Source organism: Alkalibacillus silvisoli (assembly GCF_039521975.1).
GTDB lineage: Bacteria > Bacillota > Bacilli > Bacillales > Alkalibacillaceae > Alkalibacillus > Alkalibacillus silvisoli.
This window is the reverse complement of record NZ_BAAACZ010000016.1, coordinates 54,156-65,461: the sequence shown is the minus strand read 5'-3', so window position 1 is coordinate 65,461 and position 11,306 is coordinate 54,156. Positions and strand designations below refer to the sequence as shown.

The 11,306-nt window shown below is 36.9% G+C and carries 9 protein-coding genes; 7 read left to right on the top strand and 2 right to left on the bottom strand.

Going from position 1 to position 11,306, the window contains the following annotated elements:
- Positions 1 to 125 precede the first annotated feature (125 nt).
- The gene (locus tag ABDZ63_RS10260; RefSeq protein ID WP_343783426.1) at positions 126 to 1,292 is read right to left on the bottom strand and encodes a TraB/GumN family protein; all 1,167 of its coding nucleotides are present in this window, start codon (positions 1,290 to 1,292) and stop codon (positions 126 to 128) included.
- A gap of 216 nt (positions 1,293 to 1,508) precedes the next feature.
- Between ABDZ63_RS10260 and ABDZ63_RS10255 the strand changes: the two genes are divergently transcribed.
- From ABDZ63_RS10255 to ABDZ63_RS10225, 7 genes are all read left to right on the top strand, one after another.
- Positions 1,509 to 3,104, top strand: a complete 1,596-nt coding sequence (locus tag ABDZ63_RS10255; RefSeq protein ID WP_343783425.1) for a glycoside hydrolase family 13 protein — start codon at positions 1,509 to 1,511, stop codon at positions 3,102 to 3,104.
- A gap of 18 nt (positions 3,105 to 3,122) precedes the next feature.
- Positions 3,123 to 3,992, top strand: a complete 870-nt coding sequence (locus ABDZ63_RS10250; RefSeq protein WP_343783424.1) for an ROK family protein — start codon at positions 3,123 to 3,125, stop codon at positions 3,990 to 3,992.
- A 132-nt stretch (positions 3,993 to 4,124) separates the two neighbouring features.
- Entirely contained in the window at positions 4,125 to 5,411 is a 1,287-nt protein-coding gene (locus tag ABDZ63_RS10245; protein WP_343783423.1) for an ABC transporter substrate-binding protein, read from the top strand.
- 81 nt (positions 5,412 to 5,492) lie between these two features.
- Positions 5,493 to 6,353 (top strand): carbohydrate ABC transporter permease, encoded by an 861-nt coding sequence (locus ABDZ63_RS10240; RefSeq protein WP_343783422.1) that lies wholly within the window; start codon positions 5,493 to 5,495, stop codon positions 6,351 to 6,353.
- The gene (locus ABDZ63_RS10235) at positions 6,353 to 7,165 is read left to right on the top strand and encodes a carbohydrate ABC transporter permease (protein WP_343783421.1); all 813 of its coding nucleotides are present in this window, start codon (positions 6,353 to 6,355) and stop codon (positions 7,163 to 7,165) included. Before ABDZ63_RS10240 ends, ABDZ63_RS10235 begins: the two co-directional genes overlap by 1 nt.
- Before the next feature lie 14 nt (positions 7,166 to 7,179).
- The gene (locus ABDZ63_RS10230; RefSeq protein ID WP_343783420.1) at positions 7,180 to 8,202 is read left to right on the top strand and encodes a LacI family DNA-binding transcriptional regulator; all 1,023 of its coding nucleotides are present in this window, start codon (positions 7,180 to 7,182) and stop codon (positions 8,200 to 8,202) included.
- Between the two features lie 13 nt (positions 8,203 to 8,215).
- Positions 8,216 to 9,832: a glycoside hydrolase family 13 protein gene (locus ABDZ63_RS10225; RefSeq protein ID WP_343783419.1), complete on the top strand. Its 1,617-nt coding sequence runs from the start codon at positions 8,216 to 8,218 to the stop codon at positions 9,830 to 9,832.
- A gap of 167 nt (positions 9,833 to 9,999) precedes the next feature.
- Here ABDZ63_RS10225 and ABDZ63_RS10220 read toward each other — a convergent pair whose 3' ends face one another.
- Complete coding sequence (locus tag ABDZ63_RS10220; protein ID WP_343783418.1) at positions 10,000 to 11,286, bottom strand: glucose-6-phosphate isomerase; 1,287 nt, start codon at positions 11,284 to 11,286, stop codon at positions 10,000 to 10,002.
- Positions 11,287 to 11,306 lie beyond the last annotated feature (20 nt).

The window sequence follows — 11,306 nt, the reverse complement described above, 5'->3', positions numbered from 1 at the left end:
GACGCCAACGGCCGCCATCCAAAACCTCACTCTGAATTGTGTCTCTACCCCAACAAATATTGTAGAGCCCAAAATAAATAAAGCATGCTGTTGGTTGTTAAACAGCATGCTTTATTTATGTCACGTTATAAATTCTCTATAAACACACGGATTACATCAGCTCCGCCAATAAATGTTCCTAATGAACTACCAATATTCGTTAAGACGACGATTAACAGAATTCGGGTTACTTTGTTATGCCAAAAACCCTTAACTGATAATACGTCTTCTGATATATTTTCAAAATCTGACACATTCGGCTTGCGAATATAGGCTTGCACGATACCAGCAAACCAACCGGCAGCTAGCATTGGGTTTAATGAACTTAACGGGGCAACTAGTAAGGCGGTTAATATAGTCAATGGATGCCCTAAAGCAATAGCAGCACCTAAAGCTGACATAGACCCATTCCATATAATCCAGCTGAGTGTTTGTTGATATCCCGCTTCTGGGTTATTCATAAATGTATAAGCGATTATAGATAGGATGATAATCGGAATCGCCCAAGCAATCACTTTTGGTGCTTTTGATTTTGGTGGAACAGTCGAGAGTTGCTCTATGCTTTGTTCTTTATAAATTTCTTTTTTAACCCCTGGAACGTGTGCAGCACCCAATACAGCCACCACTTTATCTCCCGGTGCTTCTTTAATTTTCTGTGCTAAGTATTGATCACGCTCATCAATTAAAGGCTTCTTTAATCTAGGGAACGCTTCTGTAAACTCTTGCATAACAGAGTTTAACATGTCTTGTTGCTTCATTTTTTCAAGCTCTTCTTCTGAAATGGTCTCACGATTAAAAATGCTATAAAACACAGATAACATCAACTTAGCTCGCCCGCTCAATCCGATGCTTCGCCAAACTCTTGAGAAGGTCGTTTGAATATTACGGTCAGCTAATACTAAATCTGCTCCTACTTCTTCAGCAGAATCAATCCCTTGAATCATTTCTTGACCTGGCTTAATGCCAAATTGTTTCGCTACACGGTTTTGAAATGAAGAAATCATCATATTCATTAAGAGCAATGTCGATTTCTTTTCCTTGACGACTTTGAATATGTTCATGTTTTTCCACTTGTTGCCGTCTCGTACCGACTGATAACGCTGTTCATCTAATTCAACACAAACAGAATCTGGCTGTTCGGCTTCAATTACATCTTTAACTTGTTCTGCGCTTTGTCTAGATACGTGCGCCGTACCGATCACAATGACTTCTTTCCCGTCTAAATCAAGTCGAGTTATATTGTTTTCATCCATATTAGACTTCCTTTTCCCTCGAATTTCTACATATACAATAGTTTAACATTAATACACCACCATGAATAAATTAATTTCTTAAAATTTTTGAAACCACATAATTATTTATATACAAATGAAGAAGTTACGAAACAGTTTTACCTTTAATATTTACAATAACCACTTCTATGATAAATTAGTTATTAATTACTAACATAAAAGGGTGGGAGCTTTAACATGCAAGAATGGTGGAAAAAAGCAACGGTATATCAAATCTACCCACGTAGTTTTAACGATTCAAACGGCGATGGGGTCGGTGACTTACAAGGTATTATAGAAAAGCTAGATTACTTAAAAGGGTTAGGAATTGACTTAATATGGTTGAGCCCTATATATGACTCACCGAATGATGATAATGGATATGATATTCGTGATTACTACAGTATTAACCCTGAGTTTGGAACGATGGAAGACTTTGATCAATTACTTGATGAAGTACATAAACGCGGCATGAAGTTAATGATGGACCTAGTTGTTAATCACACATCAGATGAACACCAATGGTTTAAGGATCACGAAGATTATTATATTTGGCGAGAAAAACCAAATAACTGGCAATCTATTTTTGGTGGTTCTGCCTGGGAGTATAACCAGGAAAAAGGCAAATATTATTTACACTTATTTAGTAAAAAACAACCGGACTTAAATTGGGAGAACCCTGAACTAAGGCAGCGTATTTACGATATGATGCATTGGTGGCTACAAAAAGGGGTAGACGGTTTTCGTATGGACGTAATTAATTTCATTTCTAAACACCCTGGTTTACCAGACGGGCCGAATGGTGATGGAAGTACCTATTTCATGAACGGACCACGTATTCATGAGTTTTTACGTGAAATGAATGATGAAGTGTTATCGCATTACAATTGTGTAACGGTTGGTGAAATGCCTGGAACAACACCGGAAGATGCACAAATTTACACAAACCCTTACAACCGTGAAGTTAATATGATTTTTACTTTTGAACATATGGACTTAGACCATGGACCAGAGGAAAAATGGGATTACAAACCGTTAAACTTAACAGATTTAAAAGAAAATCTGGAAAAGTGGCAACACGCCTTATATGATATAGGCTGGAATAGCTTGTATTGGAATAATCATGATCAGCCAAGAGTCGTATCACGTTTCGGTAATGACACAAACTACCGTTATGAGTCAGCAACTATGCTTGCAACTTGTCTACACTTTCTTCAAGGAACACCATATATTTATCAAGGTGAAGAAATTGGGATGACGAATGTTAAGTTCCCAACGATCAATGAGTATAAAGATATCGAAACACTTAATATGTTTGAAGAAAAGAAGAAAAAAGGAACTTCCGAAAGTGATCTACTCGACCAAGTGCACTACGTTAGTCGTGATAACGCTAGAACACCAATACAATGGACAGCCAAAAAACAAGCAAGTTTTACGACAGGCACACCTTGGATTAAACTTAATCCTAATTTCACTCATATTAACGTTGAGAGCGATTTAAATAATAAACAATCAATTTATAGTTACTACAAACATTTGATCAGCCTAAGAAAAGAAGTAGACTTAATAACAACAGGCAAGTTCAGATTAATTCACCGTGAACATTCGAACTTATTTGCCTATAAAAGAGAAGAGGAAGGTCGAACACTCACTGTTTATTGCAATTTTAGTGATCAAACTATTGTAGTCAACGACGATCCTAAGGGGGATGTTTTAATTCAAAATTACGAAGATTTAGTATCAAATGAGTTAATAAAATTGCGACCTTACGAGTCCATTGTTTATAAACATTGATAACTGGAGGGATGACACGTGAAAGTATTAGGTGTTGATATTGGCGGGACAAAAATTAGAATGGGAATTGTTGATGAAGATTTGAATGTTCATTTAGATAAACAAGTCCCAACAACTTTTCCACTTTATGATGCACTAGAAAAAGAGATCAAAATCGTTTTAGAGAAACACCCTGATGTAGAACGAATTGGAGTTGGAACACATGGGTTTGTCGATTCAAAACGAGGACGTGTTGTTTATGCGACTGATTTGCTACCTGGATGGTCTGGAACTGAAGTAAAAAAACAACTTGAACAAGCAACTGGAAAACTAGTCCGAGTTGATAACGATGCTAATGTTGCGGCTTTAGCTGAAGCAAAGATTGGCGCAGCTAAAGAGTACGAGCGAACTGTCTGTTTAACTTTAGGTACAGGGCTTGGAGGCGGAATTATTTTAGATGATTATATCGTCTCGGGCGGACCAAATGGGGGGGCAGCTGAGATTGGTCACATGATTTTATATCCAAATGGTCACCCTTGCCCTTGTGGTCATAATGGGTGTTTTGAACAATATGTTTCAGGAACAGCCCTTAAACGACGAATTGAAGAAGCTAACCTTCCATATTCACCTAGAGAATTATTTCTAAATGCAGACAAAGATCCTAAAGCTAAAGAACTTATTAATGCATTCACTTTTGATTTAGCTGTCATTATTAGCTCTCTACAAGCAACTTTTGATATGGACTGTGTTGTAATTGGTGGCGGTGTATCAGAGTCCGCAGAATATTGGTTTGAGACTTTAAAAGAGCAATTGAATGACCATATATTAAATCCAATTGATGTTAAAACAGCCAATTTTGGGAATGAAGCAGGTATGCTAGGAGCTAGTTTATTAGTTTTAGATAATTAAAAAAACTCATTGCGCAAACGTTTTCACTATGGTATTATTTCAGTTAACAGATGTGAAAGCGTTTTCGTGCAATTTTTTTACAGTTTTGTGCAAACGTTTTCACAACCAACTTATTTAGGGGGATTTATTTCAATGAAGTTGAGAAAATGGAGTACCGGGTTGTTAGGCTCAGTTATGTTAATAGGAACTTTACTTGCTGGTTGTGGCAGTGACGAAGGTTCAAGCGACGATCAAGTAGAAGTAGACGTATTTCAATTCAAAGTAGAATTTAGGGAAGAGTTTCAGCAACTTGCTGAGACTTATGAAGAGGAAAATCCAGGTGTTGACATTAACATTACAACTGTTGGTGGTGGTGAAGATTACGGTTCAGCTCTACGCTCACGCTTTAACTCAGGTAATGAGCCGTCAATCTTCAATGTTGGTGGCCCGCAAGATGTTGAAGATTGGTCTGACTACTTAGCAGATTTATCTGAAACTGAATCAGCTAATGCCGCTTTACCAGGTACATTAGATGGTGTGACTTCGAATGATGGAATTTATGGTTTGCCTTACAACCAAGAAGGCTACGGCTTTATTTATAATACACGTATATTTGGAGAAGCTGGAATTGATGTTGAGTCAATCCATAGCTTTGATGATCTCGTAGATGCTGTAGAAACACTTGATGCTCAAAAAGAAGAGTTAGGTTTAGATGCTGTATTTGCTTTTCCAGGTGGAGAGGCGTGGGTAACAGGCTTACACTTATCTAACACATTTTTAGCACCTGAATTTGATCATAATGTAATGGATGCATATGAAGCTAATGAAGTAGAATTTGAATATAGTGAAGCTTATAAATCCATTGTTGATTTACAAAACGAATACTCAGCACAACCAACTGTAAGTTTAGACTATTCACAGCAAGTTGAAGAACTATTCTCATTACAACGAGTAGCAATTATTCAACAAGGTAACTGGGTATACCCTTCAATTGCAGGAATTGACGAAGAATTTGCTAATGAACATACTGATATAATGCCTATTCCAGTTGAAGGTTATGAAGAAGGGTTACTACCAGTAGGCGTTCCAATGTATTGGGCTGTTAATGAAAATTTAGATGAAGAAGTTGTAGAAGCTTCTAAAGATTTCCTAGATTGGTTATACACTTCTGACTTAGGCAAGGAAGCTGTTGTAAATGACTTTAACTTTATCCCTGCATATGACGGTTATGATGTAGAAGACATTAATGACCCACTATCCCAAACAATTTATGAGTACTCTGAGAATGACCAGACAATTGGCTGGGTGTTTATGGGGTACCCAACTGGCTGGGGTGAAGACCAATTAGGTGCTTTAATTCAAAAATACTTAAGTGAAGAAGCTAGCTGGGACGAAATTATCTCAGAGACACAAGAAGCTTGGAAGTCCTCTAGAGAATAAGCTGTAAAGAGCTAGGATTGAAACAAAGTAGCAGCTTTGCTACTTTGTTTCATTTTCAGGCTAAAAGAGGGAGAGATCATTGTGCGTACGAAAGATTTATCATACTGGTTATTTCTAACACCTGTTCTATTTGCACTGATGACAGTTGTTGTTATACCGCTTGGTGTTGGTACATATTATTCCTTTACAGAATGGAATGGTATTACGACAGGGGATTTTGTCGGTTTTCAAAACTATATTAACGCCTTACAAGATCAACGTTTTATCAACTCTTTATGGTTCACAATCAAGTTTTCAGTAGCCAGTGTAATCTTGATTAACATTATAGGTTTGTCATTAGCATTAATCGTGACATCTAAAATAAAGACAAACAACTTATTAAGAACCGTTTTCTTCATGCCAAACCTTATCGGTGGTTTAATTTTAGGTTTCATCTGGCAGTTCATATTCATTCGAGTATTTGCCAATATCGGTCAAGCGTTTGGAATTGAAGCTATGCAAGGTTGGCTAGCTACCACTACAACAGGATTTTGGGGATTAGTCATTTTAATGAGTTGGCAAATGTCTGGATATATAATGGTAATTTATATTGCTTATTTACAAGGCGTTTCAAAAGAGTTAATTGAAGCTGCCCACATAGATGGTGCATCAGCATGGCAACGATTCCGTCATATTGTGTTTCCGCTTGTAGCACCAGCATTTACTGTTAGTATGTTCTTAACGTTATCTAATACGTTTAAGATATATGATCAGAACTTAGCCTTAACAGATGGTGGTCCATACAATTCGACTGAAATGTTAGCGATGGAAATTTACAATACTGCTTTCGTTCAAAACTCATTTGCATACGCTCAATCTAAAGCAGTTATTTTCTTCATCGTAGTAGCAGCCATTACACTAGTTCAAGTTTACTTTAGTAAGAAACGGGAGGTGCAGATGTAATGAAATGGAAAAAGTGGCGCTTAGAACTTCTTGGAGTTTTACTCGGGCTAATATGGATCGCGCCTTTTTACTTAATGTTCGTTAACTCATTTAAATCACAGCGTGAGCTATTTGAAGGAACATTAAACTTGCCATCCTCCCTTGATTTCAGTAACTACATTGAAGCATTTCATGAAATGAATTTCTTACAAACTTTATTCAACTCATTGTTAGTTACTGGACTAAGTATTATTATTATTATCTTTTTCTCAGCAATGGCAGCATATGCCTTAGCACGAACTAAAAGCAAAGTAAGCACAGTCATTTTATTCATATTCATATCTGCGATGCTAATCCCGTTTCAATCTGTTATGATTCCATTAGTTTCCCTTTTCGGTGAAGTCGATTTATTAAACCGCGGTGGCTTAATTTTTATGTATTTAGGATTTGGCTCTAGCTTGTCTATCTTCTTATATCACGGGGCAATGAATAACATCCCGGAAACTTTAGATGAAGCAGCGAGAATTGATGGGGCAAATAAATTTCAAATATTTTGGTATATCATCTTCCCTATGTTAAAGCCCATCACTGTCACCGTTGGAATACTAAATACTATTTGGATTTGGAACGATTACTTACTACCTTCTCTAGTAATAAATAGCCCTGGTAGTGAGACGATTCCTTTAAGAATGTTCTATTTCTTTGGTCAATACACTACACAATGGCACCTTGCGATGGCAGGTCTTACTTTAGCAATTCTACCAGTCATTATTGGTTACTTCTTTGCTCAAAGAGCGATTATAAAAGGTGTTACAGATGGGGCTGTTAAATAAAGAGGAGTGTTACTATGAGCGTTACAATAAAAGATGTTGCCAAAAAGGCTAATGTTTCGCCTTCAACTGTTTCACGTGTCATCGCTAATAACTCTAGAATTACAGAGGAAACCAAAAAGCGTGTACGTGAAGTTATGGAAGAATTAGGGTATTACCCTAATTTCCAAGCGCGTAACCTCGTTGTCAATAAAACAAATACTATCGGGATTGTAATGGCAAATTCCGCTACTTTATCATTTCAAAACCCTTTCTTCTCAGAAGTATTAAGAGGTGTTTCTTCAACAGCGCACGCGAACCAATACGGTCTATATTTAACGACAGGCGCCACTGAAGAAGAAGTATATAATGAAGTCGTCTCAATGGTACAGGGAAAGCGAGTCGATGGCATCATCTTGCTATATTCAAAAGAGAATGATAAGACGTTAGATTACTTAGCTAGCTCTTCTTTTCCATTTACAATCGTCGGTAGACCGAGTATCAATCAAAACCAGTTTACTTATGTCGATAATAACAATGTCCAAAACTCGAAAGAAGCTGTCGGGCACTTAATTGAGTTAGGTCATAAGAAGATTGCCTTTGTAGGTGGTAGCTTAGACTTTGTTGTATCACAAGATCGTTTAACTGGCTATAAGCAAGCTTTGAAAGAGGCTGGTATTCAGCATCAAGAAGACTATATATTTCACCAAGAAATGACAGCTAGTATTGATCGTGATTCAGTTATTCAACTGATGAACATGTCAGAACCACCAACAGCTATTGTCACTCATGACGACTTAGTAGCTTATGAGTTAATAAGGTATTTAGAAGAGTTGAAGATTACTGTTCCTAATGATGTATCAATCGTTAGCTTTAACAATCATAAAATCTCTGAGCACTTAAGACCACCTTTGACATCTGTTGATATTTCAATTTATGAACTTGGTTTTCAAGCTAGTTCTTTATTAATAGATAAGATTAATCAACCAAACACACAAGACATAAACAAAATCGTTTCTTCTACACTAATTAAACGAGGGTCTTGTAAACTGAACAACTAGAAAGGGTATGGTTATGGAAAGAATTTGGTGGAAAGAGGCAGTAGCCTATCAAATATATTTAAGAAGTTTCTATGATTCAAATGGTGACGGAATTGGCGACCTACCAGGTATAATTGATAAACTCGATTACTTAAAAGACTTAGGTATTGATGTTATTTGGGTCTGCCCATTTTATAAATCACCAAATGCTGATAACGGATATGATATTAGTGATTATCAAGCCGTATTAGAAGAGTTTGGTACGATGGAAGACTTTGATCGTTTATTAGAAGAAACACACAAGCGAGACATGAAACTGATTATAGACTTAGTGGTCAATCACACAAGTGATGAACACCCTTGGTTTATTGAATCGCGTTCTCAAAAGGATAACCCTAAGCGTGATTGGTACATTTGGGCTGATCAACCGAACAACTGGGAAAGTATTTTCGGTGGACCAGCTTGGAAGTATGAAGAACAGACAAAACAGTACTATTTGCATATTTTCTCAGTCAAACAGCCTGATTTAAATTGGGAAAACAAAGACATGAGACAATCTATTTACAACATGATTAATTGGTGGTTAGATAAAGGAATTGATGGATTTAGAGTTGATGCTATTAGTCACATCAAAAAGACACAGGGTCTACCAAATGGCCAAAGCTCTACTGAACCACCATGGGAACATATGATGAATGTAGATGGGATTCACAACTACTTAGGTGAATTATATGACGAAACGTTTTCAAACTATGATATTATGACCGTCGGTGAAGCCAACGGGGTTAATACAGACGATATTTACAAATGGGTTGGAAAAAACGAAGGTAAGTTTAGCATGATCTTTCAATTTGAACATTTAGATTTGTGGGATCGTGATTCGAATGCTGGTGTTGATGTACCGAAACTGAAAGAAGTGTTAACGAAGTGGCAACACGCTTTAGATAAAGACGGTTGGAATGCCTTATTTATAGAGAATCATGACATCCCTAGGGCACCTACAACATGGGGAAATGACGGGCAATACTGGTACGAGTGCGCAACAGCTTTAGGTGTTATGTATTTCTTCATGAAAGGCACACCGTTTATCTATCAAGGTCAAGAAATTGGAATGACTAATGCTGATTTTTCTTCAATTAATGACTTTAATGACATTAAAGACCATAACTTTTACAAACAACAAATCGAAAAAGGTGTCAGTTCCCAAGAGATTATTGGCACATTAAATGTGACGAGTCGTGATCACTCCAGAACACCAATGCAATGGGCTGCTGAATCGAATGCTGGCTTTACAACTGGTACACCTTGGCTAAAAACAAACCCTAACTATAAAACAGTCAATGTTGAATCACAGCTGAAAGATTCTAATTCAGTTCTTTCATTCTACAAAAACATGATTCAACTTAAAAAATCTGATGAAATCTTCACATATGGTAAATATAACCTTGTTTTTGAAACTTCACAGACTGTTTTTGCATACACAAGAACTTTAAAAAGTGACCAAGTTCTCGTATTAACCAACTTAAGTGAAGAAAGCACTACTATTGATTTATCTCAATACGAGTTAGATCATTTACTATTAAACAATTACTCAGAAGTCGATGAAACTGTATTAAAGCCATATGAAGCAAGAATTTATCAAATTAAATAACTCCACAAATGAATTATATACCCCAGCTGAGAACCTAACAAAATAGCTCTAGCTGGGGATTTTTACGTAGATGATATTTAAAAACGTGACCCCGAATCATTATCGGGTCACCTTAACACTGACCGCCCTTTGAGAACAGTTCAATGTTGCTTATTTGGGAATTCTTATCACTCTGTTTCATATCCTGGTTTTTTTAGAAGTTTAAAGATATTAGTCTTATATTCTTCTACACCTGGCTGATTGAATGGGTTAATATCTAGTAAGTATGAACTATATGCACAGGCTAACATGTAGAAGTACAATAAGTAGCCAATATGATACTCATCAACTTTTTGCAATCTGATCCCAATCTGTGGAACACCGCCTGATAAGTGAGCCTTTGATGTTCCTTCATATGCTACTAAATTAAAATCGTGTAAAGATGTACCAGCTAAATAATTGAGCTCATCGGCATTTTGCTCTGCTTCAAATAGCTCTAGATCTTCACCCGCTTCCTCAACAATTAAGAAAGACTCTAATAAGTCTCTTTTTCCATCTTGAATGTATTGGCCTAATGAGTGAAGGTCTGTCGTATAAGTGACTGATACAGGGAAGATCCCTTTTTGTTCTTTCCCTTCGCTCTCTCCATAAAGCTGCTTCCACCATTCTTGAACGTAATTTAACTTCGGTTCAAACGTTGCTAACACTTCATTAGTGTACCCTTGCTCATATAGAGCATGACGAATAGCAGCATACTTAATAGCTGGGTTGTTTTCAGCATCAAACGTGGATAATTCATCCTCAGCTTGTTTAGCACCTTTTAACAACTGATTAACATCAAAGCCTGCAGCTGCAATCGGTAATAACCCCACAGCAGTAAAGACAGAATAACGCCCTCCAACATCATCCGGTACGACAAAACGCTTAAAACCTCTGTCTTTAGCTAAGTTTAATAACGCACCTTTGTTTTCATCCGTTGTGACATAGATGCGTTCTGAGGCCTCTTGTCCATAACGGTCTTCCATATACTTGTGTAAAAATCGAAAAGCAATCGCCGGTTCTGTCGTTGTACCTGACTTCGAGATCACATTAATTGCGACTTCTTTATCCTCCACATAATTCATGAGTTGTTTTAAATAAGCACCACTAACATGTTGACCTGCAAATAACACTTCAAACTGCGGATTCTTCTCAAAATGAGGCTTTAACGCTTCAATTACCGCTTTAGCACCTAAGTAAGACCCACCAATTCCAATGACAATTAAGACATCAGCCTGCTTTTGAATTTCCTCAGCTGTATCCTTAATATTTTGTAGAAACGAATCAGAAAGGTTACTTGGCCAATCTAACCATCCTAAAAAATCATGACCGGCTCCTTTTTTGGCGTATAAATTATCATGAATTGATTGAAGGCGGGAAACTTTTTGGCTATTTAAGATTTCTTGTTCATTGCCAGAATAAGTTACATTAATCATAGTTCGTCTCCTTTATGTAG

Coding starts and splice junctions, on each gene's coding strand:
- ABDZ63_RS10220 (WP_343783418.1), bottom strand. CDS start 11,286: ATGATTAATGTAACTTATTCTGGCAATGAACAAGAAATCTTAAATAGC.
- ABDZ63_RS10260 (WP_343783426.1), bottom strand. CDS start 1,292: ATGGATGAAAACAATATAACTCGACTTGATTTAGACGGGAAAGAAGTC.
- ABDZ63_RS10230 (WP_343783420.1), top strand. CDS start 7,180: ATGAGCGTTACAATAAAAGATGTTGCCAAAAAGGCTAATGTTTCGCCT.
- ABDZ63_RS10235 (WP_343783421.1), top strand. CDS start 6,353: ATGAAATGGAAAAAGTGGCGCTTAGAACTTCTTGGAGTTTTACTCGGG.
- ABDZ63_RS10245 (WP_343783423.1), top strand. CDS start 4,125: ATGAAGTTGAGAAAATGGAGTACCGGGTTGTTAGGCTCAGTTATGTTA.
- ABDZ63_RS10225 (WP_343783419.1), top strand. CDS start 8,216: ATGGAAAGAATTTGGTGGAAAGAGGCAGTAGCCTATCAAATATATTTA.
- ABDZ63_RS10255 (WP_343783425.1), top strand. CDS start 1,509: ATGCAAGAATGGTGGAAAAAAGCAACGGTATATCAAATCTACCCACGT.